The sequence below is a fragment of the Streptomyces boninensis genome, assembly GCF_048572725.1.
GTDB classification, from domain to species: domain Bacteria; phylum Actinomycetota; class Actinomycetes; order Streptomycetales; family Streptomycetaceae; genus Streptomyces; species Streptomyces boninensis.
Genome location: NZ_CP183837.1, coordinates 7195886 through 7220801, shown reverse-complemented (window position 1 = coordinate 7220801; position 24916 = coordinate 7195886). Strand labels below are relative to the sequence as shown.

At 65.0% G+C, this 24916-nt stretch carries 22 protein-coding genes and 2 pseudogenes; 12 read left to right on the top strand and 12 right to left on the bottom strand.

Going from position 1 to position 24916, the window contains the following annotated elements; genetic code table 11:
- Positions 1-18: 18 nt before the first annotated feature.
- The 3 genes from ACNNMR_RS33000 to ACNNMR_RS32990 form a co-directional block, all read right to left on the bottom strand.
- Positions 19-4767 (bottom strand): putative T7SS-secreted protein, encoded by a 4749-nt coding sequence (locus ACNNMR_RS33000; protein ID WP_419998354.1) that lies wholly within the window; start codon positions 4765-4767, stop codon positions 19-21.
- Positions 4767-5453 carry a hypothetical protein gene (locus tag ACNNMR_RS32995; RefSeq protein ID WP_419998353.1) on the bottom strand — a complete coding sequence of 229 codons (687 nt, stop codon included), beginning with the start codon at positions 5451-5453 and terminating at the stop codon, positions 4767-4769. Before ACNNMR_RS32995 ends, ACNNMR_RS33000 begins: the two co-directional genes overlap by 1 nt.
- Before the next feature lie 870 nt (positions 5454-6323).
- Entirely contained in the window at positions 6324-6842 is a 519-nt protein-coding gene (locus tag ACNNMR_RS32990) for a hypothetical protein (protein ID WP_419998352.1), read from the bottom strand.
- An 11-nt stretch (positions 6843-6853) separates the two neighbouring features.
- On the opposite strand from ACNNMR_RS32990, the gene ACNNMR_RS32985 reads away from it, so the two are divergent.
- The 7 genes from ACNNMR_RS32985 to ACNNMR_RS32955 all read left to right on the top strand — a co-directional run bounded on the left by ACNNMR_RS32985 (position 6854) and on the right by ACNNMR_RS32955 (position 12052).
- Positions 6854-7018, top strand: a complete 165-nt coding sequence (locus ACNNMR_RS32985) for a hypothetical protein (RefSeq protein ID WP_419998351.1) — start codon at positions 6854-6856, stop codon at positions 7016-7018.
- A gap of 269 nt (positions 7019-7287) precedes the next feature.
- Positions 7288-7803: a hypothetical protein gene (locus ACNNMR_RS32980; protein WP_419998350.1), complete on the top strand. Its 516-nt coding sequence runs from the start codon at positions 7288-7290 to the stop codon at positions 7801-7803.
- A gap of 60 nt (positions 7804-7863) precedes the next feature.
- Positions 7864-9921, top strand: a complete 2058-nt coding sequence (locus ACNNMR_RS32975; protein WP_419998349.1) for a DUF6571 family protein — start codon at positions 7864-7866, stop codon at positions 9919-9921.
- A 16-nt stretch (positions 9922-9937) separates the two neighbouring features.
- Positions 9938-10459: a hypothetical protein gene (locus tag ACNNMR_RS32970; protein ID WP_419998348.1), complete on the top strand. Its 522-nt coding sequence runs from the start codon at positions 9938-9940 to the stop codon at positions 10457-10459.
- A gap of 173 nt (positions 10460-10632) precedes the next feature.
- Positions 10633-11208, top strand: coding sequence for a hypothetical protein (locus ACNNMR_RS32965; protein WP_420000667.1), 576 nt, complete (start codon positions 10633-10635; stop codon positions 11206-11208).
- An 81-nt stretch (positions 11209-11289) separates the two neighbouring features.
- Positions 11290-11634 carry a hypothetical protein gene (locus tag ACNNMR_RS32960; RefSeq protein ID WP_419998347.1) on the top strand — a complete coding sequence of 115 codons (345 nt, stop codon included), beginning with the start codon at positions 11290-11292 and terminating at the stop codon, positions 11632-11634.
- Between the two features lie 88 nt (positions 11635-11722).
- The gene (locus tag ACNNMR_RS32955) at positions 11723-12052 is read left to right on the top strand and encodes a WXG100 family type VII secretion target (protein ID WP_419998346.1); all 330 of its coding nucleotides are present in this window, start codon (positions 11723-11725) and stop codon (positions 12050-12052) included.
- Between the two features lie 185 nt (positions 12053-12237).
- Here ACNNMR_RS32955 and ACNNMR_RS32950 read toward each other — a convergent pair whose 3' ends face one another.
- From ACNNMR_RS32950 to ACNNMR_RS32935, 4 genes and pseudogenes are all read right to left on the bottom strand, one after another.
- Positions 12238-12780, bottom strand: coding sequence for a hypothetical protein (locus ACNNMR_RS32950; protein ID WP_419998345.1), 543 nt, complete (start codon positions 12778-12780; stop codon positions 12238-12240).
- Position 12781: 1 nt separating this feature from the next.
- Positions 12782-14839, bottom strand: coding sequence for a DUF6571 family protein (locus tag ACNNMR_RS32945; protein ID WP_419998344.1), 2058 nt, complete (start codon positions 14837-14839; stop codon positions 12782-12784).
- Between the two features lie 68 nt (positions 14840-14907).
- A complete protein-coding gene (locus ACNNMR_RS32940; RefSeq protein ID WP_419998343.1) occupies positions 14908-15417 on the bottom strand; it encodes a hypothetical protein in 510 nt (169 codons plus the stop codon).
- 678 nt (positions 15418-16095) lie between these two features.
- A pseudogene (locus tag ACNNMR_RS32935) lies at positions 16096-16834 on the bottom strand (transposase family protein).
- A gap of 273 nt (positions 16835-17107) precedes the next feature.
- Here ACNNMR_RS32935 and ACNNMR_RS32930 point away from each other — a divergent pair.
- From ACNNMR_RS32930 to ACNNMR_RS32920, 3 genes are read left to right on the top strand one after another with little or no spacing between them, the layout of a single operon-like run.
- Positions 17108-17578: a WXG100 family type VII secretion target gene (locus tag ACNNMR_RS32930; protein ID WP_419998342.1), complete on the top strand. Its 471-nt coding sequence runs from the start codon at positions 17108-17110 to the stop codon at positions 17576-17578.
- A 20-nt stretch (positions 17579-17598) separates the two neighbouring features.
- A complete protein-coding gene (locus tag ACNNMR_RS32925; RefSeq protein WP_419998341.1) occupies positions 17599-18759 on the top strand; it encodes a toxin glutamine deamidase domain-containing protein in 1161 nt (386 codons plus the stop codon).
- Positions 18759-19031: a hypothetical protein gene (locus ACNNMR_RS32920; protein WP_419998340.1), complete on the top strand. Its 273-nt coding sequence runs from the start codon at positions 18759-18761 to the stop codon at positions 19029-19031. The genes ACNNMR_RS32925 and ACNNMR_RS32920 overlap by 1 nt, the downstream gene beginning before the upstream one ends.
- A 32-nt stretch (positions 19032-19063) precedes the next feature.
- Here the strand turns inward: ACNNMR_RS32920 and ACNNMR_RS32915 are convergent.
- A pseudogene (locus ACNNMR_RS32915) lies at positions 19064-19852 on the bottom strand (transposase family protein).
- A 146-nt stretch (positions 19853-19998) separates the two neighbouring features.
- The gene (locus tag ACNNMR_RS32910; protein WP_419998339.1) at positions 19999-20823 is read right to left on the bottom strand and encodes an MBL fold metallo-hydrolase; all 825 of its coding nucleotides are present in this window, start codon (positions 20821-20823) and stop codon (positions 19999-20001) included.
- A gap of 352 nt (positions 20824-21175) precedes the next feature.
- Between ACNNMR_RS32910 and ACNNMR_RS32905 the strand changes: the two genes are divergently transcribed.
- Together ACNNMR_RS32905 and ACNNMR_RS32900 are read left to right on the top strand one after the other, a co-directional pair.
- Positions 21176-21493, top strand: coding sequence for a helix-turn-helix domain-containing protein (locus ACNNMR_RS32905; RefSeq protein ID WP_419998338.1), 318 nt, complete (start codon positions 21176-21178; stop codon positions 21491-21493).
- Entirely contained in the window at positions 21445-21972 is a 528-nt protein-coding gene (locus ACNNMR_RS32900) for a transposase family protein (RefSeq protein ID WP_419998337.1), read from the top strand. The genes ACNNMR_RS32905 and ACNNMR_RS32900 overlap by 49 nt, the downstream gene beginning before the upstream one ends.
- 178 nt (positions 21973-22150) lie before the next feature.
- Here the strand turns inward: ACNNMR_RS32900 and ACNNMR_RS32895 are convergent, their stop codons facing one another.
- The 3 genes from ACNNMR_RS32895 to ACNNMR_RS32885 form a co-directional block, all read right to left on the bottom strand.
- Positions 22151-22480: a WXG100 family type VII secretion target gene (locus ACNNMR_RS32895; RefSeq protein ID WP_419998336.1), complete on the bottom strand. Its 330-nt coding sequence runs from the start codon at positions 22478-22480 to the stop codon at positions 22151-22153.
- A gap of 88 nt (positions 22481-22568) precedes the next feature.
- Positions 22569-22913: a hypothetical protein gene (locus ACNNMR_RS32890; RefSeq protein ID WP_419998335.1), complete on the bottom strand. Its 345-nt coding sequence runs from the start codon at positions 22911-22913 to the stop codon at positions 22569-22571.
- A gap of 74 nt (positions 22914-22987) precedes the next feature.
- Positions 22988-24280, bottom strand: a complete 1293-nt coding sequence (locus ACNNMR_RS32885) for a S8 family serine peptidase (RefSeq protein WP_419998334.1) — start codon at positions 24278-24280, stop codon at positions 22988-22990.
- Between the last annotated feature and the right edge of the window lie 636 nt (positions 24281-24916).

Sequence of the window (24916 nt, the reverse complement as noted above, 5' to 3'; positions counted from 1 at the left end):
GGTTTACGCGCACATCCTTCACTCCATTCCGAGGTAGGCCAATCCCTGAACAATCCCTGCCCGGAACCTATCATTGTCCATCAATTGGTCCTGAAGCCGGGGCGGCATGCCCTCGAACCTTCCGGTATCGAAGTTATATTGATACTTTACGTCCGGATTTGCCTGATCCTGGAAATGTAGTTGCCCAGGACGCTGCCCCGGGTTTGGGTTCTCGACGTCAATTCGGTACTGGCCGTGCAGCCAAGTGGTGTGGCTGACAACCTGAGTCCCGTTCGCCCCAATCATGTCGGGCAGGCGCACAGGGCTCGGTAGCGGCTCGACGTTATACAGTTCGCGCATATCGCGGATCCGACTTTCGACCACATCGGGGTGGTACGGATCACGCTTGAATCCTGGCTGGGAAGTGTGTCCCTCGCGCAGCTCGCGATATGGGGCGAGGCCGAGGGGATCAGCCCATGTGTGAGCGTTGTGGACGTACGTGACTTGGTTGGGGGCGGCTATGAGGCCGAGGGGGTCGGGGGTTGTGTAGCGGGCGGTGGTGGGGTCGTAGTAGCGGTGGTGGTTGTAGTGGAGGCCTGTTTCGGGGTCGTGGTACTGCCCGGGGAATCGGAGGGGGCACCATGCCGCGCTCTCCCGGGACCAGGCTGTGGTGCCCCATAGAGTGGTGCGGGTGCGCCACGCCACCTCGCCTGATTCCGAAATGAGTTCGCGTGGCGTGCCGACCAGGTCGGTGGCTATCGCGAAGAAGCGGGCGTCGATTTCTGCCTGAGTTGCGTTATCAGTGAGGCGTTCGGTCTGCGCGATGGGGCGGAATCCCTTGTGTTCCCAGGTCACGGTGACCGGGTGCGGGAGCTCCGGGGCTTGGGTGGTTTGTTCTATGAGGGTAGGGCCGTCCCAGGTGAAGTCCACTCGTTCCGTGACGCCAGCTCCGTCCGAGGCCAAGCGTTCTTTGGAGACTCGGCGGCCGAGCGGGTCGTAGCGATAGCGCCAGCGAGTGCCGTCCGGGGTCTCCACGCCGATGAGCTGGTCTTCGCTGTTGTAGGTGAAGTGCCAGGTGTCGGCCTTCTTCGACAGGCGGGTCTTGGTGCGACGGATCAGGCGTCCAGCCGAGTCGTATTCGTAGCGTAGGTTGCCCGCACGCTTGATGCGGGTGCCGGTGTAGGCGCGTTCGCCAGACGCTTCCTGTTGGGCATGTTCGGCCGGCCAGGCGGCGGTCAGGACGTTGCCCAGCTGGTCGTAGGCATAGGATTCGGTCCAGCCTGCTGCCCCGGCCACCCCCGTCACTCGCCCAAGTTCGTCGAGGTCAAAGGTGGCCCGCCCGTTGAGGGCGTCGTCTACAGACGTCAGATAGCCATCCGCCCGGTAGGTGTAGGCGCGGTGCTGTAGCCGTCGCGATCCTGTCGTGACCGATTGCTGGGTCAGGCGGCCTGTCTCGTCCCACACTGACTGCAGCGTCAGCGCTTGGTCGATCCCGCGGCGAGTCTCCCGACCGGCGGCGTCGTACTCGAAGGCCACCGCATGGCCGTTGATCCCCGCCGATATGCGACGGCCTGCCGCATCGTAGTCGTATGTGGTCACCGAACCCATTGGAGTCACGCGACGCCTGCGCCAGCCCGCCACGTCGTACGCGTACGCGGTCACACGGCTGTCAACCATCTCCGCCTTGACCCGCCCCAGGCGATCGCGTTGATAGATCACGGATGCCGAAGGACCGATGGCTTCGAGCAGGCGCCCCGCCGCGTCGTACCCGTATGACGTTTCGCCGTCCGGGGTGTGCTTTCGAATGGTGCGACCCAGCGCGTCGTACTCCAAGGTGATGCGTTCTCCGGTCGATGTCGTACGGGCCAGCAACTGTCCCGTCGCGTCCAGCTCGTACTGGACCTCGCGGTCGTCGAAGTCCGATTCCGCCACCAGGCGGCCCGCCCGGTCGTACGTGTAGTCCCACGTCAGCCCGGACGGGCCCGTCACCTGTGTCAGGCGCAGCTCGCGGTCGTAGTCGAATGCGTAGCGCGCCCCGTCCTGGCCCGTCCGCGCCGACAGCACATCGAAGTGGGTGTACTCGAAGCGGGTCACCCCGCCCGCCGCGTCTGCGTGCGAGGTGCAGTTGCCTTCGCCGTCGTACGTCCATGACTCCGTCGCGCCGTCCGGGCCGGTACGGCGGGCCAGCCGGCCCTCAACCGTCCATTCCAGCCGGGTCGTCGCGCCCAGCGGGTCGGTTGCCCTCACCACCCGGCCGAAGGCGTCGCGCTCGTAGCGCGTCGTCGCGCCGAGCGGGTCGGTCACCTCCACCGGGAGCCCTGCGCAGTTGCTGCGCACCGTGGTCGTATGGCCCAGCGCATTCGTCACCGACGCCAGGTGGCCACGGGTGTCGTAGGAGTACTGGGTTATCGCGCCCGCGGGATTGGTCGCCGTGAGCCGGTTTCCGCTGTCGTCGTATTCCTGGCGCCAGACGGCGCCGTCCGCGCCCTGGACCTCCAGCGGTCCGCCCGGCGTGTCCGGATACGTCGCCGCCATGTGTGAGCCGTCGGGCCGGGTTACCGACGTGAGACGGCCCCGCTCGTCGTAGGACAGCCGTGTCGTGCGGCCGAGCTCGTCCGTGCGGGCTGTTGCCGCGCCGGTGGCGTCGTACTCGGTGCGCACCACGTTGCCCAGCGGATCGGTGATGGCGACGATCTGGGCACGTTCGTTGACCTGGTGGCGGGTGATGTGGCCTTCGGGGGTGGTGAGTTTGGTGATCTGGTGGCCTGTGGTCGGGTCGGTTTCGTCGTAGGACAGGCGGAGCTGGAAGTGGCCGCCGGCGCCGCCCTCGGCGATGACCCGGTCTTCGTCGTCGTAGACGTAGTCGTAGCGGCTGTCGTTGGAGTCGATCCAGGCGGTGACGCGGCGGGCATCGTCGTACTCAAAACTCAGGGTGCCGCCTGAGGCCTGGGTAACCGTCGTCAGATCGCCGCGGGTGTAGCCGTACGTCACCAGGGTCAGGTCGCTGCCGTCAGCCGCCGCGCCGGCCAGGACCAGCTCCGTGACCCGGTCGCCGGCCACGTCGAAGCGCAGCCGGTAGCCGCCGGAGTGGGCGATCTCGACCGGGGCGCCGGATGCGTCATCCCAGGTGAAGGTGATCGAATGTCCGGCCCGGTCGTTGATCTCCTCGATGCGTGCGGTGCCGTCGCCGCCCGGCTCAGCCCCGCCGGGGGCGGTGAAGAAGCGCGTGTGGCCGGTGATCGGGTCGTGTACGGCGTACGCGCCGTCGGGATTGCGGGCCAGGAGCTTGCGGGGGCCGGAGACCGGCGTCACCGGCTGGCCCGGGGCTGGGTGGGGGAAGGCCAAGGTGGCGCCGTCGGCGCCGACGAAGCACACGCCTTCCGGGTCGATTTCCAGGCGTTCGTCGAGGGTGGACGTCCATGAAGGGCCGAACCACTGACCCAGGTTCCAGCCGGATTCCACCCGCCGGGTGAACGCCAGCCCCAGGCCGGCCGCCGGAAGGTTCACGTCCGTCTGCGGCAGGAACATTCGTCCCGTGGCCAGGTCGACGGGGTCGGTTCCCTGGTGCGGGCGTTGGCCGTCGGTGCGCGACGGGCCGTCGGGGCCGTGGCGTTTGAGCCCGCCGCGGGCCTTATTGGCCATTTCCGACAGGCGTTTGGCGGTATTGGCGGCCTTGGCGCCGGCTCCGGCGCCGCCGGTGCCGACCGCCAGCAGGCCGTCGCCGATCAGGCGGCCCTTGCCTTCCTCCGGGTCCCGCATGTAGTCGGTGACCATCTGTTTGCCGATGCCGACCGGATCGTTGGCCGCCAGCACCAGACCCGCCGCAGTATCGCTCAGGCCGGTGAGGTACTGCGCCGGATGCGTCGCGTTGTACGGGTCGATCGGGTTGATGCCACGAATGAACTTCACGGCGTCCGCGCCGCTCTTGAGGACGCCTCCCAGGCGGTGCTCGCCCTCGACCATGCCTTGCAGCTGGCCGGCCGCGAGCTGCTGACGGTACGAGGGCATGGGTGGCGCCTCATCGGCCGCCGTCCGAACCTGCGCAGCCACCCGTTCCTGCGCCTCATTACGCTGGCGCCGGGCCTCCGCAAGCATCTGCTCGGCCGCCTCGCGCTGCTCCTTCCCCGGGTCCGTGAAGTCCCCGGGCTGCGCCGGCAGCGGATTCGCGGCCTGCTCTTTGGCGCTCATGCCGTTGAACTTCAACACCGCGAAGTTGTACGCCAGCCGCGAGCTCTCCCAGCCGTCGAAGGCTGAGCTGGTCGCCTTCTGCGCGGCCTTGTACTTCTCGATCGCCTCCCGGGCCTGCCCCTGCGCCCACTTCACCGTGCCGGCAAAGTCGTCCAGCGCCTTCGCAGCCGTCTCACACGCTCCGCCGGCCTTGAACCACCGCGGGGGCTGCAAATTCTTCTTGGTCCGAAATGCCTCCGCCGCCTCCCCCTTCAGCTCTTGCGCGTCCAGCCCTTTGAGCCCGTTACCGACCTGGGAAAGCGCCTTGTCGAACGCGCGCAGCTGCTTGGCTGCCGTGGTCAGTTTCGACGGACTGCCGTAGATCAGCTTCGTCGGGTCGTCGGTCTCGCCCAGCTGCAGCTCGGCCACGTCCGCACCGAGCCGATTCGCCACCGCACCGGACTTCTCCCGGGTCCACTTCGCCCCGGAATCCCAGCCGACGTAATCCATGCCGTCGGCGACCTTGCCGCCGCCCCACTCAATCCCCTCGCCGACGGCCTCCTTGCCTTTGTCGACAGCATCCTCGACCGGATCCGGCACGAAGTCCGACCAGCTGGGCATCAGCCCTCCCCCCGCTCAACAACCTCCACCTGCCGGCCACCAGGCTGTTGTTGCTCCGGGTCAGGCCCGAAACGCTCGTCCACCTCGCGCTCGAACGCCTCCTGATCCACCCCCATGGCGTCGTTCATCTGCTCGGCCTGCCAGCCCCCAAGCCCTTCCGTCAGCCTCTGATGCGCAGCGTCCTTCCAGGTGTCCTTCGCTTCCTGCCCCGCCTTGTCGAACGACTCCCCGGAATAGTCCGGCGCATCCGGCGTGAAGATGTCGCTCCAGGACTGCTTGCCGGCCTCCGCCTCCGTCATGTTCGGATCGGCACCCCACAGCGGCGCGCTCACCACGTACTTGAACGTCGTGGACCGGTACCGGTCCTCTTCCCACACCAGCCCAGCCGCCAGCCCCAGGTCATTCGCCAGATTGTTGGCGGCCATGACCAGCGCGCGTACGCCCCACTCCCAGCGCTCGCAGAAGTCCTCAAAGGCGCCCGCCACACCCGGGTCACCGGCCTCCATGTTCGTCAGCGCCATGTCGGAGAATCCGGCGCCGACCAACGACTCGGTCTCCGTACCGCCGGCGTCCTTCAACTCCTGCATCACCTTTCGCAGGCCCTTGGTCAGCCGGTCGATGGGGTCCTTGCCGACCGCCAGATCATGATTCCCGGCACCACCGGCTCCCCCGCTCTGCTCGACCACCACCTACACCCCCCGTGGCTTCCCGCCCGACACTGCCGCACCGTCCGGCCGATCCACCGCCACCCCGTCCGGAACGATCCCGACCACCGGCGGAAACAACATCGCAGCGTCCTCATCGCCTACATTCACGGCCACACCACAAGGCCCACCCAGCGCCGGAACCACCACATCCACCAGCCGCGCCCCCAACACCGCCTCGAACCGCCACTCCTCGGCACCGGCCCCACGCGCACGAGCGAACCGCGCCAAGAAACCTTCATCACTGAACGCGTAAATCCATCGAACGCCCCCCGCCCAACCGCTCATCCAGCCACCGTCCGTCACCGACACTGGCACCAGCACCACGGACCGCCGAAGCTCCCCCACCAACGCCCCGGGATCACCTACACCAGACCGCGTCGCGACAATCTCCTCAACCAGCGTCACCACAGTCACCCCCACCACGCAATTGCCCCCGCAGCACTGTACGGGAACGGATATTGCCGAGAAAGGTTGTTCGGGCGGAGGCCTGGATTCCCCGGCGCCCGGAGTGTCCTGGCTATCCACGCCGATACCGTATTGGTCTCCGAAGCAACCGGCCCGCCGTGCACGAGCGCTGCCAAGCCGACTCCCACCTCGGCGGAGTGGCCGTTGAAGTGCGTACGGGAAGCGGGGAACCTCGGGTACGCCCAGGTGTGGCAAGGACGACTCGCCTGCAATGATCGTAGACGCCGGGGTGCTCGGGGCGGAGACTGGCGAGGAGTCCGAGCCGCATATTGACCGCGAACTCCTCGGCGGTGCGAGCGCAGCTCCAGGTGCGCAGCGGTGATCGCTCACGCCGCAGGACCCACGCCGACTCGTTGTCCATGGCTATGCCCCCCCCCCAACCCGTCAGAAGTTCTTGGTCAGCAGGCTGCGCCATGCCCATCCGGCGTCCAAGACCGTCTGCTGGATCGGGCCTTTCATGTGGTTGCTGTCGTAGACGAAAGTCTGCCGAAAGCGGCGCCGGCCGTCGTCTCCGCGCTCCAGAACCCACTGCTTGGAAATCGTCCACGCCGGCCCCCTGCCCCACTTGCTGCCGGCCCAGATTCTGGGCGGGTTGCCGACATAGGACACTTCCCGGTGCTCCTCGATGGCCTCGACCTCATGGGCCTGCGGCACCAGGCGCATCCGGATCCTGAGCGTGCGCTTGAGCTGGTGCTGGGTGAAGAAGTTGCGCCCCACCGGCTCCGACAGCCGCCATTCGGCCACGAAGTGGGCTCCCTCCACGGCGCCGTCGCGCACCACCCACGGCACTTCAGGGCCGTTGAGCGCGACCAGCGCGGCCCGGACCTCCACCACGTTACGTGGCTCAATCCCCGGCGGCGGGTGCGTTACGTATCTCCGGCTCAACAGTCGCATCAGACCCATCTGTACAACATATGGTCTACGCACCCCGGGAAGCCACGGACGCTCGATGTACTGCGTCCGAGGCCGAGTTCTACCGTCCTCGCCTCGCCGACATCATGAGCAACATCGAACCGGCCGAGTTGATCGACATGCACTTCACGAGCCGACCAGCGCTGATGCTCGGTCAGCTCTACTAGTGAGGGCGGCGACGGACGGGGGACGCTTCCCGCGTCAGCACCGCGGAACGGCCAGCCACTCGGCCAACCGGACGGACGGTTGGGACCAGCCCGGGCATGCGCGATCAGGTTGGGCCCGGGCACCTCGACGCATACCGCCTGCCACAGCCCGGCCATTCCACAGGGACCGAGGATGATATGGACTGCTGATCGCAGGAGCCTGCTAGATTTGACCCGGCAAATTCGGCTGCGATGACCACCAAAAGACTGTCGAACGGGGAGGACGTCGCGTGGGATTCGACGAGGATTGGGGGCAGGCGCTCTCGGCGGCAAAGAGCGAAGCGGCGACGCGGATGCACCTCGCCCAGACGGACTCTCCCGCCCCCGCATCGGGCGGACACGATCGGCTGGCCACTTCCGCGAGTGACAAGAAGCGCGCTGCCCGGTACATGGAGGAAGAGCTGCTCCCCGACACTCAAGCGGCCGGCCGGATGGCCGACGGCGGAGGCGCGGCGGCCGTCAGGCCTCCGCTGCTCGGGCCACCGCCCACGACGTCGAGCGTAATGAAGCCCGATACCGGACTGACAGGGCTCTCCGACTGGGCTGTCGACAAGGGCCTCGCGGAAGCGATGTCGACCTGGCAGGGCCAGGTGCAACGCCTGATAGGCACCCTTGGGGCGGAGCTCGGCGCGTTGCGCGGCACGAACACTGTCTTCCAGAGCAACGAACTGGCGACCGGTTCGCGCTTCCGCGCGCTGGAGTCCGGGGCGCCGCTCCCTGGCAGCAGTCGCATCGACGGCCTGTAGCCCCAAGGCCCGTAGAAGCCAGCAGCGAACGAAAGCGAAAGCCGAAGGAGCACCGGTTCGATGACGCTCACCTATCAGGACGTCGTCACGGCCGACCTGTATTCGCTGACGGATGCGGCCAAGGCCTGGAAGGGCATGGGTGAACGCTTCGGCGAGCTCAAGCAGAATTACCGCAAGCACATCCCTAATGCCCTCGCCAACGGAAGTTGGCAGGGCCAGGCTTTCGACGCCCACCAGGGCTCAGCTCAGCGCACTTTCTACGAATACGCGGCGGCGAAGAAGGAAGCGCAGGCTGTGGCGACCATCCTCACCGACGCCCACACCGAGCTCACCCGTTTGCAGAAGGCGGTGAAGGATCTGGTCGCCGATGCAGAGTCGAAGGATTACCGCGTCGACTCGCACGGCAAGGCGACCTATGTCGGCTACGACAAGCTCTCCGCGCAGGAGCAGAACGCGGCCCGTCATGACCCGGACTACTGGCCGACGGTACGCAAGCATGAGGCGGAGTTCACTGAGGAGATCGCGAAGGCCGTGCGGGCGGTGGACGATGCCGATCAGGGTGTGAAGCTCGCGCTGACGACGGCCGTCCGGGACACGTCAGGGGACGGCAGCGGCTTCGGTGGCTTCAACGCTCACGCGGAGAGTGATACGGAGAAAGCCGAGGGCCGGCGGGCGGCTGAACTCGGCATGAAGCTCAACTCGGGCGAGGACCTGTCTACCCGGGAAGCCGCGGAGCTGCGCCGGCTGCTGAGGGACAACGAGCACGACCAGACCTTCTCCCGGACCATGCTGACGGAGCTGGGCGGCCCGAGTGGCCTGATCAAGCTGACGAACAAGCTCAACCACGAGATGGAGTACGGCGACTCGGCCGGGCAGCGGAAGGCATACGGGGCGATCGAGGAGGGGCTGGCTACCGCCCTGGACACGGCGACCTCCGGCCCCAAGGACACGTTCTACACCGAGTACGTGGACGGCCTGAAGGAAGCCGGCCGGCGCAACTTCGGCAGCAACGCCGACCCGCACTACGGCTACCAGACCCTGACGGGGCTGATGAGACAGGGCGGCAAGTACGACACGGACCTGCTGACGACGCTGGGCAGCGACATCGTGGCGTACGAGAAGGAGAAGGGCACCGGCATGTGGACCGCCTACAACGGCGGTCACCCGGGCAGCGAGCATGACCCGTTGGACGGGATGCTGGGGGTGATGGGGAAGAACCCGGAGGCGGCGACGGAGTTCCTGGACCCGCGGCGCGGCGACAATCTTGAGTATCTGATGAAGGAACGCGAGTGGCCGGGGTCTGTTATGAATGGGCCCGGCATGGTCAAGGAACTGGACGATCCGTCGCAGTATGCCGGATTCGGGGAAGCGATGGATGCGGCCACGCAGGACATCCCTGGCTCGGACTTCGAGGCGCACGATCGCATCATTAACGAGGCCGTCGGGCATGTCGCCGATCAGGGTGATGACTTCCCGCCGGGGATGCGCGAGCCGATGGCTCAGGCGCTCGCGAATCAGCGGGATGATGTGTATCAGACGTTCGGCACCATCGGGCGGGACGGCGACCCGCTCAGCGAGGACGAGCTATTCGAGACCGCAAAGCAGATCCAGCGGGATCCGGAGGCCGGCAAGGTACTGAACCTGGGCTTGGTGCCGGAGATGGTCGAGGACGTCAACGCAAACCATCCTGATGAGAAAGACAGCAATGCGCTGCTGCGGTCCGGCCGGACCGTGGGGGTGTTGGAGCAAGCGCAGAGCCAGGCCATCAAGCTGGAGAACCCTGCGGCGGAGATCGGGGAGTGGAAGACGGCGCTTGATGTCGGGATCGGGCACATTCCGGTGGTTGGTGGCGAGGTTCAGGCGGGGGTGGATTATGTTGCTGACGGATGGCTGGAAGGAGAAAATCAGCGCATTGCAGAAATGGAACGGGGTAAGCATGAAGACCGGTACACCTACAGGAGTAAGCAGATTGAGGCCGTCGCAAATCAATGGTCTCTTGCGCATAACGGCAAAACTGTCGCTGCGGAGAATATCGTTGAAATCGCTAATAGCGCCGCATCGTCCGGATATATAGACTACGGCTCGCGAACCGGAGCGAGTACGAACCCGGGAGGGTAGCATCAAACGCCGCATCGTGGTGGGCTCGCTGGCAGGTATTCTTGTCTGTACGATCTCGGCATGCACGGACACCGAGCAGTACTCCATCCCTGAGAAATTCTGTAATGTTGCGTTGGATCCCGCGAAGGCGCGCAGTGTCCTACCTACTGGAAGACGACTAACGCAGCGCGACGACTCCACCCAGGCGCGCCTTTTCTGCTACGTAGATGTGGACGAGCGTAAGAACGTACTGAAGATCTACGTCTCCCGGCATCCGGACAAGCTCAATGACCCGATCTGGAAAGATCTGGTGCCGCCGGGTTTCGCCATGAACGACCCGCGCCCGGCGAAGGCTGGTGACAGGGCTGCGGTAGGGCGCGACGGCGCAGTCGCCGATGTTCAATGCCTGGGCGGGCGGAAGGCGCTCGGCAAGTACCTCACGGTGCGACTGTCGCTGCCTTGGCTGGAGGGTGAGAAGCCAGGCGAGATCAGCCGTCCCGAGATCGAGAAGTTTCTCGACGCCTACCTCAAGGGTCAGAGGCGCAATCACTCCTGTTGATGAGCGAGTTGCCCCTGTTCCAGCTCTGGCTTCAGAGATGCGGCCGCGCCGACGGACCCTGGCGACGGCCGCGAGCACAGAGATGCCGCATCCCGCAACTCCCGATCGCTCGCGCGAATAAACCCTGCGCTGCAGGTCGGGACGTCGGCGGTTGATCGCCCAGGATCATCCGTATGGTCAGCGCGTCACATGACGCCCTGCACCGGATCTTCCAAGAGGACACCGGGCTGCTGCTGCGCGTCACCGAGCGGCTGTTGGATGTCGGGATCTCGCCCCTACGCCTCCCCGTCCCACCCCACTTGCACCAGCGGATTCCCCCGTCGACGCGATACGAAGAAGCCCCGCCCCGGCGGCAGCGGCCGTGGGCGGACGTTGCCCAGGATGTCGCCCTCCGAATCGAAACCGCCGGGCGCGAGTCGAAGAGCGATGAGCCGAGCAAGTACATCGGTCACGGTGCTGTCCGCCCGCGCATCAATCTCCTTGAGGGGAAGGGATCCCCGGGGGCGGCCAACGACAATCCGCTAACCAAGAAAAACGAGGACCCCAAGGCCGGCGCCCAGCCCTCCGACAAACCCAGCGAGCGCAACGGCAAGGGCAAAAGCGACGATGATGCGGAACGAACCCAGCCGGCGGGAGCGGCCGAGAAGGATGACGGTGGCGTCGGCTGGCCCATGGCAGCAGTAGCGGCAGGCATCGTCGTTGTTATCGCGGGAGCGGCGTTCGCCATCGTGCGCACGCGCCGCAGCTGATGTCGGCACTCCCGTCGGAGCGAAGGGTGCGGATACATCGCCCCCACGTAATAGCACTACCGCGAGAACGAAAGGGAGAAAATGGCAGACAGGCAGCGGCTAAGTGACAGCGAGATCATGCACCATGAGCAGGTCATCGAGCACAACATCGAGACGCTCAACGGCCGTGCTCGTAAGCTCAACGAGATCATTGAGTTCATCGAGGGAGGCCCCTGGAGGGGTATCGGCGCCTCCGCGTTCAACTCGAAGCAGAACGAGATCAACATCGAGCTCGTCAAGTTGACCAATATCCTCGCCCGGCTGCGTGAGGCCATCAAGGAGACCAGGACGCTCGGCTACGGGAACGAAGACGAGATTCGTGGTGCGCTGGGCGGTGTCGACGTCTCTGGTGCCACCGCGACAAGCTCGTCGCTCGGCTCTCTCTGAGCAGTAGTTCGACCACGACGCAGAGGCCCCCGCGCCCTGCGTCCCCTGGACCGCAGGGCAACCGTCAGCAGGCTACCGAGGAGGCAACATGCCACAGCCGGGATTCAACCTCATGGGATACACCGGGGACAACGACACGTCAGTGCACTACACCAGCCTTACCGAGGCTTCGGAGAAGATCCGACTCGAGGGCAACGGACTGCTGCAGGACCTGCAGGACATCAAGAATGCCGTGAACAAGGTCGCCGCAGGCTGGGAAGGCGAAGCTCATACCGCCTACCAAGCGGTCAGCGTCAAGTGGGACCAGGGTGTTACGGCCATCAAGGACGCGCTAATCAGGATCGCAAACGAGGTCGAGAACGCCAACGGCAACTACAAGACCACCGACAAGAAGGCGGCCGGCCTGTTCGGCGCCTGAAGAGCGCGGCAGGAGAGGATGGGCGCCGGTGTGTGCCCATCCTCTTGTGCTGTAACTGTGGGCTTTTCAAGGCATCTTGAAGCCCGAGCAGCTGCGTCCCGCGGAATGTTCCGGATCGTTTCCCGCTTGACTTGACACTCACCGGGTCCCGGGCACTCGCTGCCGGGACGGGCGCAATGCGCCCATCAGCACGAATGATTGCGCATTTGGCCCTTGAGATAGGCGTCGAGGAACTTCTCGATCTCGGGCCTGCTGACCTTGCCATCGTTCTCATCACGCAGCAGCCAAGGCAGCGACATGCGCACCGTCAGGTACTTGTCTTCCTTCACGCGCCCGCCCATGCAACGTACGTCAGCAATCGCGCTTTCAGATCCAATTGCTGCTCGGTCGCCGAGGTCGGATGGACGCATATCACGGAAGGTGAACTCCGGCGGCACGTTGTCTTCCCAGATCGGATTGCTGAGCCTGTCCGGGTGCCTGGAGACGAGGATCTGCAGATCTTCCTTCTGGTGATTGTTGGTGGTTACATCACAGAAAAAGCGCTTCTGGGGCGGAAACTCGTGCTGAGTGAGGTTGCTTCCTTGCGGGAGAACGGATCGCACGATCGTTGCGTCCATTTCAATACCGCACAGTTTCCCAGGAACCGAGTACTGTTCTTCGTCGGCGCATGCTGACGCAGACCAGCCGAAAGCCGTGAGCGCGACTGCCGCCAAGACGGTGCGGTTCATCTTAGTCCGTGGAGTCTGCACTTGCTCCGCTCCATACGTGAGAATCGGTGTATCCATCCGATGCGGCCCGATTCGCAATTTCCCAGATATCTTCTGTGGCATCCGGATCGCCACGATGCGCGATGGACCATTGGTCCGCAAGGGCGTTGAGCTGTTCATTTCTGTAGGTGTAGCCGTCCTTGAGCTCACCCTTCTCGATATCTGTCACGCGAGCGTTCTCGCCTTGCAGCCACTTATCTGCTACGAGATCCACCCCTGCCTGAACTTCCCCGCCCACTACCGGAATGTGTCCGATTCCGACATCAAGAGCTGTCTTCCACTCCCCGAGCTGCGCCTCGGGATTCTCCAGCTTCATGGCCTGGCTCTGCGCTTGCTCCAACACCCCCACGGTCCGGCCGGACCGCAGCAGCGCATTGCTGTCCTTCTCGTCCGAATGGTTTGCGTTGACGTCTTCGATCATCTCTGGCACCAAGCCGAGGTTCAGCACCTTCCCGGCCTCCGGATCCCGCTGGATCTGCTTTGCGGTCTCGAATAGCTCGTCCTCGCTGAGCGGGTCGCCGTCCCGCCCGATGGTGCCGAGCGTCTGATACACATCATCCCGCTGATTCGCGAGCGCCTGAGCCATCGGCTCGCGCATCCCCGGCGGGAAGTCATCACCCTGATCGGCGACATGCCCGACGGCCTCGTTAATGATGCGATCGTGCGCCTCGAAGTCCGAGCCAGGGATGTCCTGCGTGGCCGCATCCATCGCTTCCCCGAATCCGGCATACTGCGACGGATCGTCCAGTTCCTTGACCATGCCGGGCCCATTCATAACGGACCCCGGCCACTCGCGTTCCTTCATCAGATACTCAAGATTGTCGCCGCGCCGCGGGTCCAGGAACTCCGTCGCCGCCTCCGGGTTCTTCCCCATCACCCCCAGCATCCCGTCCAACGGGTCATGCTCGCTGCCCGGGTGACCGCCGTTGTAGGCGGTCCACATGCCGGTGCCCTTCTCCTTCTCGTACGCCACGATGTCGCTGCCCAGCGTCGTCAGCAGGTCCGTGTCGTACTTGCCGCCCTGTCTCATCAGCCCCGTCAGGGTCTGGTAGCCGTAGTGCGGGTCGGCGTTGCTGCCGAAGTTGCGCCGGCCGGCTTCCTTCAGGCCGTCCACGTACTCGGTGTAGAACGTGTCCTTGGGGCCGGAGGTCGCCGTGTCCAGGGCGGTAGCCAGCCCCTCCTCGATCGCCCCGTATGCCTTCCGCTGCCCGGCCGAGTCGCCGTACTCCATCTCGTGGTTGAGCTTGTTCGTCAGCTTGATCAGGCCACTCGGGCCGCCCAGCTCCGTCAGCATGGTCCGGGAGAAGGTCTGGTCGTGCTCGTTGTCCCTCAGCAGCCGGCGCAGCTCCGCGGCTTCCCGGGTAGACAGGTCCTCGCCCGAGTTGAGCTTCATGCCGAGTTCAGCCGCCCGCCGGCCCTCGGCTTTCTCCGTATCACTCTCCGCGTGAGCGTTGAAGCCACCGAAGCCGCTGCCGTCCCCTGACGTGTCCCGGACGGCCGTCGTCAGCGCGAGCTTCACACCCTGATCGGCATCGTCCACCGCCCGCACGGCCTTCGCGATCTCCTCAGTGAACTCCGCCTCATGCTTGCGTACCGTCGGCCAGTAGTCCGGGTCATGACGGGCCGCGTTCTGCTCCTGCGCGGAGAGCTTGTCGTAGCCGACATAGGTCGCCTTGCCGTGCGAGTCGACGCGGTAATCCTTCGACTCTGCATCGGCGACCAGATCCTTCACCGCCTTCTGCAAACGGGTGAGCTCGGTGTGGGCGTCGGTGAGGATGGTCGCCACAGCCTGCGCTTCCTTCTTCGCCGCCGCGTATTCGTAGATAGTGCGCTGAGCTGAGCCCTGGTGGGCGTCGAAAGCCTGGCCCTGCCAACTTCCGTTGGCGAGGGCATTAGGGATGTGCTTGCGGTAATTCTGCTTGAGCTCGCCGAAGCGTTCACCCATGCCCTTCCAGGCCTTGGCCGCATCCGTCAGCGAATACAGGTCGGCGGTGACGATGTCCTGGTGGGTGAGCGTCATCGATCCGGTGCTCCTTCGCGTGTCGCTTCCGGTACGCCGCTGGTTCTTCGGGCCTCCAGCACTCGGAGCTACAGCCCTTCAATGCGGCTGCTGCCAGGCCGCCTTACCCCGGACTCCAGCGCACCGAAGCGCGAACCCGTAGTCAGCTCGTTGCCCTGAAAGGCCGTATTCGTACCGCGCAACGCGCCAAGCTCCGCCCCCAGCGTGCCCATCAAGCGCTGCACCTGCCCCTGCCAGGTCGACATCGCCTCTGACAGCCCCTTGTCGACAGCCCAGTCGGAGAGCCCCGCCAGGCCCGTGTCGGGCTTCATCACACTCGACGTCGTGGGCGGTGGCCCGAGCAGCGGAGGCCTGACAGCCGCCGCGCCTCCGCCGTCGGCCATCCGGCCGGCCGCTTGAGTGTCGGGGAGCAGCTCTTCCTCCATGTACCGGGCAGCGCGCTTCTTGTCGCTCGCCGAGGTAGCCAGCCGATCGTGACCGCCGGGAGCGGGAGATCCCGTCTGAGCGAGGTTCATCCCCGTCGCCGCATCACTCTTCGCCGACGACAACGCCTGCACCCATTCCTCATCGAACCCCACGCGACACCCCCATTTGGCAGGCTTCCCGCTGTAAATCGCAGCTGAATTGGCCTCGCCGAATCTAGCACGCTCCCGCGACCACAGTCCATATCAGCTGCTGCCAGCTCGAATTGGACACATTTCGACGCGACCGGGCGGCTCACCACATCAGGCGGCGCGAAGGAACTGTTCGACGAACCCGCCGAGCAGGCCGCGGGCCCGCGTCGGGGCCCGGGACGGAGATGGCCGCCGACATCAACCTGACTTAGCTGGAGCTGCACCGGGTCGTCGCTCACCGCCAGCGCTGGCCCCACTGGCGAGACGCCACCATCAAGCCCGCGCCCGCGACAGCCACCATCACCGACAAGCAGGTCAACCAGCATGGAGATCAAGATTTACAGCTGGAGCATTAAGCGCTGCCGGATTTCATCCCACCCACCCCACCTCCCTCTTATACGCAGCAAACCCTAGTTCCGTGGTTGCGAACCACACAGTCACCTCTTCCTCCTCCGGGAACTGTCCAGGAGTGGAAATCGTTAAGGATTGTTTGCAAATCCCCCTGCGAGATAGCCTCCGCATGGGGGCAGGGGCCAGGCCAAGGAGGTCGGTCGTGGCATACCGCCCATGGGCCTCGTCTGTTACGCGCCCCGGCCCGTCACCCGATCAGTGGTCAGGCTGAAGAAGCTCAGTGAACCTCTTTCATCCTGAATAGGTGCAGGTCAGCAAGGTGTGGATGGCGGCGATACGGTGCTGATGCGACGGGTGCTGCAGCGGGCTCGGCGCAGGATGCGCCACTGCGTGAGCAGTGCGAAGGCACGTTCCCCGGGGGTGCGGAGGCGGGCATGGTCGCGGTCGTACTGCTGGTAGCGGGGCGGCTGGTCGCGGCGGCCTTTGTAGGGGGTGCGGACGGTGGCGCCGGCACCCTAGTAGGCCCGGTCGGCGAGGATGAGGATCTGACGGGTCAGGCAGGCGTCGATGTTCCCGTGAGCGCGGCTGCGGTCAGGTCGTGAGTACGGCCCGGGGTAGCCCGCGAGAACCACCGCGGGGTGCCGTCCGCGGTGATCCGGTCGATCGAGATCAGGCTGCCGTCGACGATGACAAAGTCGCCCTCGCCGAGGCCCACCAGGGCTTCGCGCAGGCCCGGCGCCCAGGCGGCCAGCACCTGCAGAGTTTCGTCGACGTAGCGCCAGGCGGTCGCCTCCGAGACCCCGAATCCCGCTCCCACTTGGGCGAACGTCTCGTTCTTGCGCAGGTGGGCCAGGGTGAGCGGGGCCTGCTTGAAGCAGCCCAACTTCCGCCAGGGCGAGCCGATGTCACGCCTTCGGGCGTGGGTGAGCCAGGACACGTGCTCAACGAGCTCGTCCGGGACGTCGACCGAGGCACGATACGCAACCAACAGGGCCCCTCGGGTCGCCGGTGTACTGAGTGGAATCACCACGCCAACGAGGGCCCTGCCTCGTCACCACCCCACCTGACCAGGCCATTTCACCCTTCAGACACAGGACAAAAGAGCTTCAGTGAGCGTTTTCCAACCTCAGTCTCGGCTGTTCGACGAGTGCGCGGGATCGACAGAAGACTTGCCTGGGCCCTGCCCGGCACCCCTCGGAGATTATTTCGCAGAGAAAGCCTCACTCTCGCGAATTCGGGGGTGGGGGGCGATACCGTCGTTGCAGCAGTGACTGGAGACGGGCGAGCGGGAGGGGTCTTTCTGATGGGCGGGGACTCGGACGAGGTTCTCGGGATATCGGTCACTGACGTCAAGGCGGCGGCGCCGGCGTTCAGTGAGCAGTCGCGGGCGCTGTACGAGGCGGCATCGAGACTGCAGACCAAGCTGGCCGGCCTGGGCAAGCCCTGGGGTGGCGATGACAAGGGGCAGGAGTTCGAGCGGGCGCTTGAGCCGCAGGCATTGGAGGTGGATCGGGCGGTGGGGATCCTTATCGAGGGGTTGGCTTCGGTCCATGCCGCGATGAAGGACATGTCCGATGGGCATGTGGACAACGAGGCTGCCATCAAGGGCATGTTCACCATGGTCAAGGCCGATGCGGGGATGAACGACCAGGGCGGGGTGGGCAACGTCCCCTACGGTCCGTACACCCCGGGGCAGGAGCCAGGCGGCGACGGTCAGCCGTCGACCGGTGGGCATCCGTCCACGGGCGGCTATCCGGGGGCCGCGGGGCGCTGAGGGGGAGGGGATCTGCCGCTATGGGGGCGTTCGAGGAGGCCAAGGAGTGGCTGATCGAGGTCCAGGGGATGTGGTGGCCGGACGCGGATGCGCCGGATCTGCGGCTGGCAGCCAAGGCGTGGCGGGAGTTCGGCAACGACGTCTACGACATTCTGCCGAAGGTCAGCAAGCCGGCCGAGTCGATCATTTTGAACAACACCGGCAAGGCCATCGATGCGTTCGAGGTCTTCTGGTATCGCTATGAGGCGTACGGCAAGGGCTGGCTGCGTGACCTGGGTGATGCAGCGGATGCGATAGCGGACGCGCTCGATGAATTCGCCGACGCGATCGACGACTACAAGACGAAGCTGGACAACGTCCTGCTGACCGAGGCGGTGACCATCGCCGCCGGGATCGGCCTGGCCTTCGTGACCGCCGGAGCAGCCTCCGCGGCTGCTAGCGCGGCGACCGCGGAGATCCTGGCATTGGCCAGCACGCTGGGCGTAGGGGTCTCCACGACTGTGGCCACGATCGGCGGAGTGACCCTGGCGGGGGTGGCGTTCGCCAGTCTGGAGTCGATCGCGGTCAACCTGGCCGTCGCCCAGCCGATGAAGATCGCTACCGGCCTGCAGCCCGGTTTCGACCTGGACGAGGCCGGCAAGGCGGGCCGCGACGGCGCCCTGTGGGGCGCCGCGTTCGGGGCCGGCGGTGGGCTGGCGACGGGACTGGCCAGCGGCACTAAGTCGATGGCACGCATCGGCAACGTTAGATGGGGCGAGGGCGGCGGAGGCACAACGCTGAATGGGACCCCCTACAAGACCCCTATCACCAACGACCTCAAGAAGCTGGTCAACCCCGGGGGCGGGCAGGTCAACTGCCGGGCATGCGTGGTCTCCGTTGATCGAACGCTCGCCGGAACCCCAGCATCAGCTATGCCACACATACCTCGTGGCCCTCTCAGTAAGGTCGAAGAGTACTTTCCGGGTCGACACTTTCGGAAGAGGTCTTTCTCAGCGCTGACAAGAGACATGGAAGCGGCGGGCGACGGCGCACGAGGTATCGTGTATGGGGGTGACAAACATGGCGGCCATGTCTTCAACGTCATCAATCGCGACGGGGACGTGATCTTTTTGGACGGCCAGAACGGCCATGCGGCCCATGCAAAGAACTGGAAGAACTACCACTTCATGAGGACTAACTGATGCTCAGCAGGCCAGAGGCGCTCGAAATCGCCGAGCAATCTTTCAGGAGTGAGTTGCGGCCGGACGACCCGGAATTGGTGATCGACGAGCAATGGATTGAGGAGCGTCACGGCTATCTCGTCGTTCCTTACAACTCGCCGGAGTTCATTTCGAGCCGGGATGACATGGACAGAGTGCTGGACTGTTGGCCAATCCTTGTCAACCTGTCTACCGGTGAGGTGAGGGCAACAAGTATCGCCGATAAGGAGTTTCTCGATTCCCTTGATCAGTAGCAGCTGTTCAGCGAGGGTGACGGCTGCATTGGTCAATCATGTGCATACAATGAGCGCTTTCCAACCTCACGCTGATGCGTGGTGAAGACGACTACTGCCTTCACGACGTTGGTGTTGCGGTTGGTGCTGCATCGGAGTTTCCGCAGGAGTCGCCAGCCCTTGAGGGTGGCTATGGCCTGCTCACCAAGGAAACGGATCTTGGCGTGGGTGGTGTTGTGGCGGCGCTTCCACTGCTTGAGGCGACGGCCCCGAAACGGGACCAGGACGTGCCCACCGGCTCCTTGGTACGCCTTGTCCGCCCAGCACCTGAGACCCGCCGCGGCGAGGGCAGCGATGATCCCGTGCTGCCGGGCGGCGGTCAGATCGTGGGTCGAGCCGGGCAGAGCCGGCGAGGCCCACAGCAGCCGTCCGAATGGACCGGTGAGGACTTGTACGTTCATGCCGTGGCGTTTGTGTTTCCCGGAGTAGTACGGGGTGTTGACGGCGATGCGGTCGATGGGCAGCAGGGTGCCGTCGAGGATGACGAACGCCTTGGTCTGGATGGTCTTCATCGCCTCGGTCAAGGTCGGGGCGAGGGTGGCCAGAACCTCGATGGATTCACGTATTTAGCGGTAGACAGTGGCGATCCCGATGCCGAACCCCACTGCGAGCTGGGCGTAGGTGTCACCGCACCGCAGGTGGGCCAGGGCGAGCAGGGCCTGACGTGCCACGGGAAGCCGCCGCCACCGCGTCCCGATGTCCCGGCGCCTGGCCGTCAGTTCTCCGGCCAAGAACCGCAAGGTGCGGGTGGACAAGTCGATAGAGGACGGATAGACAAGCACGCGAAGCTCCTGGCGGACACGGGTGATCTTGGTCGAGAACCCGTCTACCAGGAGCTTCGTAGTTGCGCAGGACAGTCCAACGCGTTCAGCGCTGCCAGCTCTGAAGAGGCTCACTGGCAGGGGAGTCTTGTGACGGAAGCAGTTTGCTAGCCAGGCGTCCCGTCGCGCTTGCTTCGTCGGGCGAGGTTTCGGGCCTGCCCTTCGTGGAAGTTGCTTGCCCACTCCCAGCCGAGTTTGGGCGATACGACCCGTGGGTCGCTGGACACCCGGGCGTCACGTAGGTCCTCCACGTACGCTCGATCCAGTTTGATCCTTGCGCGTACCTCCTCATCCCTGACGAGGGACCCATGTCCGGGGATGAGGACATCCACGTCGTCCGCTACGCCCTCGAGCAGCCTAAGCCCGACCAGGTAGTCCTCAATCGGGTCAACGGTGTCGTCGAGCATGGGAACGAAGACGTCGGAGAGCATGTCGCCGGCGATGAGAACTCGGCGTTCTTCCATCAACAGGGCCGCATGGCCCGGGGCATGCGCTGGATGCTCGATGATCCGCACCTTGGGGCCCTCCCAAGGAAGCTGCGCGGTTTCAGCAGGCAGACCAGTGATCAGGCCGTACAGGTCGAGCGGTGTGTCCTCGGCGATTTCCGGCGGCAGCCCCTCGGCGACGTCGGCCTTCCAGTCCGCGTTCGACAACACATCCTGCATGAAGTCCGCGCAGCGGGCTGTGCCGTAACGAGGCGCTTCGCCGAGTTCGGCGTGCCAGAGCACGTGATCCCAATCAGGATGCGTCGAGAACCCTGCCACCACGGGCCAGCCTAGCTCTCGAAGGTCGTTCGCCAGGCAGGTCATTTCGACACCGGTAATCCCAGCGTCTACGAGTAGCACGCCGTCCCTACCCTGCACGACAACGGTGTTGTTCTCGAGCAACTCACTCTGGTGGATCAGCACACCCTCGGCGACTTGCTTCAGCATGGGTCCCTCCCCGTTTGATGTCCGCACCCTTCCAGAGGGTCTGGCGAACATCAACACAACCGGGCGGGGACGTGTGTGGCGAGTCGGCGGCAAGACCGTCCACGGAGGCTTCTTCAGAGGCCAGCCCGCGTCAGCTGAGGACCCGGAGATGGCACTTCAGGTTGGAAGAGGCTCAATTCCTGAGTCGTTCTTCTGGGTCCCGCATAACGGGCTGGTCTCGCGATGAGTGAGCGGATCTGATCGCGGCCGGTGGGGGTGAACGGGGCGGCAACTGGTCGCCCCGTGCCCGTGACGCGGCGAAGCTCCTCGCGGTTACTGGGAGTGCCAACTTCCAGCCAACGCAGGGAGCGTCGTGGTCACTTATCGTGCCACCCTCGACGTCCCCTCCGACCTGGTTTCCTGGCTGGAGAACCAGATCGCCACCCGACAGGATGACGCAAGGGGCACCTGGCGGGCCCTGACCTCCTGGGACCAGGCCGTCATGTTCCTGGTCTTCCTCGCCAAGGGCGACACATTCGCCCAGCTCGGCGCCCAATTCGGCGTCGCCACCGACACCGCCTGGCGGTACGTCAACGAAGCCATCGACGCCCTGACCGGGCTGGCCCCACCCTGGCCGAGGCGATGGATGCCGCGGGCGAAGACCGCCGGCTCCTGCTGGACGGAACCTTGATCCCCACCTGGCGCTGCGCCGCCCTGGCCACCGAGGACAACGACGATCCGCTGTACAACGCCAAGCACCGCGACCACGGCATGAACCTCCACGGCATCACCACCACCGCAGGTGAGCTGGTATTCCTCGGCGAGGCACGGCCCGGCTCCACCGCCGACATCACCGCCGCCCGCCACGACGGCATCATGGAGACGGTGACCGACGCCGACGTCGAAACCACTGCCGACTCCGGCTACCAGGGTGCCGGCGGTACCGTGCGCACCCCGATCAAGCGGCCTGCCGGGAAAGGCCACAACGGCTGGGAAAAACAGGCCAACACCGCCCTGGCCCGCCTGCGGGCGCCGGTCGAACGCGCCTTCGCCGAGCTCAAACGCTGGCGGGTACTGCAGCGAATTCGGATCAGCCCGAACCGGATCACCGGTCTCGCCCACGCGATCTTCGTCATCCACCACGAACAACGGTCACTCGCCCGAGCGTAGATCGGAAATGCTCACTGGTGAATAGTCTGACCCGCATCTTGAGCGTGAACTACTCGGCGGTGCGGTGCGGGGAGGCGAGAGCTCGCGCGGGTTCTCGGGCTTCAAGCTGCCCTGACAATCCTGCAGTTGCGCAAAGGGGGATGGACGCAGATCGGCGCCCATCCCCTGTTGCACGCCTTCAGGCCCCGAACAGGCCGGCCGCTTTCTTGTCGGTGGTTTTGTAGTTGCCGTTGGCGTTCTCGACCTCGTTTGCGATCCTGATGAGCGCGTCCTTGATGGCCGAAACACCCTGGTCCCACTTGACGCTGACCGCTTGGTAGGCGGTATGAGCTTCGCCTTCCCAGCCTGCGGCGACCTTGTTCACGGCATTCTTGATGTCCTGCAGGTCCTGCAGCAGTCCGTTGCCCTCGAGTCGGATCTTCTCCGAAGCCTCGGTAAGGCTGGTGTAGTGCACTGACGTGTCGTTGTCCCCGGTGTATCCCATGGGGTTGAATCCCGGCTGTGGCATGTTGCCTCCTCGGTAGCCTGCTGACGGTTGCCCTGCGGTCCAGGGGACGCAGGGCGCGGGGGCCTCTGCGTCGTGGTCGAACTACTGCTCAGAGAGAGCCGAGCGACGAGCTTGTCGCGGTGGCGCCAGAGACGTCGACGCCGCCCAGCGCGCCACGAATCTCGTCTTCGTTCCCGTAGCCGAGCGTCCTGGTCTCCTTGATGGCCTCACGCAGCCGGGCGAGGATATTGGTCAACTTGACGAGCTCGATGTTGATTTCGTTCTGCTTCGAGTTGAACGCGGAGGCGCCGATACCCCTCCAGGGGCCTCCCTCGATGAACTCAATGATCTCGTTGAGCTTACGAGCACGGCCGTTGAGGGTCTCGATGTTGTGCTCGATGATCTGCTCATGGTGCATGATCTCGGCGTCACTTAGCCGCTGCCTGTCTGCCATTTTCTCCCTCTCGTTCTCGCGGTAGTGCTCTTACGTGCGGGGGATGCTCCCTTGCTCCCACGGGAGTGCCGACATCAACTGCGGCGCGTGCGCACGATGGCGAACGCCCCTCCCGCGATAACAACGACGATGGCTGCGGCTACGCCTGCCAAGGGCCAGTTGACCCCACCGTCGTCCTTCTCGGTTGCTCCGGCCGGCTCGGTTCGCTCCGTCGCCTCGTCGTCCTTGCCCTTGCTGTTGCCCTCGCTGGGTTTGTCGGAGGGCTTGGCGCTGGCCTTGAGATCTTCGTTCTTCTTGGTCAGCGGATTGTCGTTCGCCGACCCTGGGGAACCCTTCCCCTCAAGGAGATTGATGCGCGGACGGACAGCACCGTGACCGATGTACTTACTCGGCACGTCGCTCTTTGCCTCCCGTCCCGCAGTTTCGATCAGTACCCGCAGGACCTGATCAGCCGTCCAGTCCGGGTGCTTGGACCAGATCAGAGCTGCGGAAGCTGAGGCAAGGGCTGTTGCGCTGCTGGTGCCGCCCGGCCCGGTACAATACCGAGACAGAGTCTTGTCGCAGTACGTGGGAAGGTCGCCAGCTGGGCTGACAAGGTCGACGTGAAAGCCTCCATTTGAGTACTTCTCGACAACGCCTTCGCGGTCGATGGCACCGACCCCCACAACTTCCGGAAACGCCGCTGGATAGTTGACTGCCCCATCGTTTCCGTCGTTGCCTGTGGCGGCGAACAGCAACTTCCCTTCACTGCGCGCATACTCGATCGCCGACTTCCCTTCAGGGCTGTACCCTAGCCCGCCAAAGGACATACTGATGATCTGGGCATCCGAATCCGCTGCGGCCCGGACAGCACGTGAAAGCCTCTTTGGGTCCATTGCATCCCGTTTGGAAGCTGCCCCCTTCAGCGCAAACCGCACAGGGATGATCTTTGCACCGGGAGCGAGGCCCTGCACAGCGCCACCACGGCCAGTGCCAGCGATTAGCTCCGCCATCGATGTCCCGTGACCAGACCGGTCATCATTTTCGTCGCCGCGAGTATGCCTCGTGGAATCTGCGCCGGGCAACACCTGACCGCGCAATGCCGGCGTGGTGCCACGAACACCGCTATCGATCACGGCAACCTTAATTCCCTTACCAGTACTGACCTTCCACATCTCGTCAGCCTGCATGTCATCGAGATACCACTGGTAATCCCGGGCATCAGCACCGGTAGCCGTCGGCGCTACACCAAGAAGGACCGCAGACATGCTGACGACAAGGACACCGAGCACGGTTCCAAATCGACGGATTTGCGGCAGGTCAGTTGGGAGATCCATCGTCTCCGTAATCATCCGTTCCATATCGAGGGATTTACTCTTCCACGACACGCGGCGCAGCCTCACGCTGTCCCGAGTGCCACGTCACTTCCTCCTCGACCAAATAGTTCGGACGGTCTCGATCGTCGCGCTTGCTTTCGCTGCCCGCCGAAGGACGACCGCCTACGAGCCCTGTACCACCCTCGGTGAAGGTGCGGGGCAGCCCCATACGTCCGCTGTCATTGGGATTGCGGGAACCGACCACGCCACCCCTGTCGCCGACAGCACGCCGGGCCGAGGCTCCATTTGGTTCCCCACCGCGTGGCACAACTCCGTGCGGGGAATTCGCCTCAGTTCCACGGCCGATGACTGCTCCGCGCGGCGCTGCCGTGGCCTTGCCGGGAGTGCCTGGCGGATTGTTGGCGCTGCCTACCCCGGCTCCCGGACGGCTGCTGATGCCCCTTGCGTTGGCGTTGCCGCGCCCCGTTCCACCCGTCTCAGTGCCTACGACGCCCGGCCTTGTCGTGCCTCGTGTTCCCTCTGGCGGGGCCACGCGGCCTCCTGGCTGACTGCCGCGCACTCCGGAGCGAGGGGCTGTTGTTCCCGCATCGCCCCCGATCACTCCTGGCCGATTCGTCGTCATCGGGCGGCGAGGCGCATCTGCCCTGCCTGCGGGCGGAACCTGACGTCCGATGCCGCGTCCCTGCG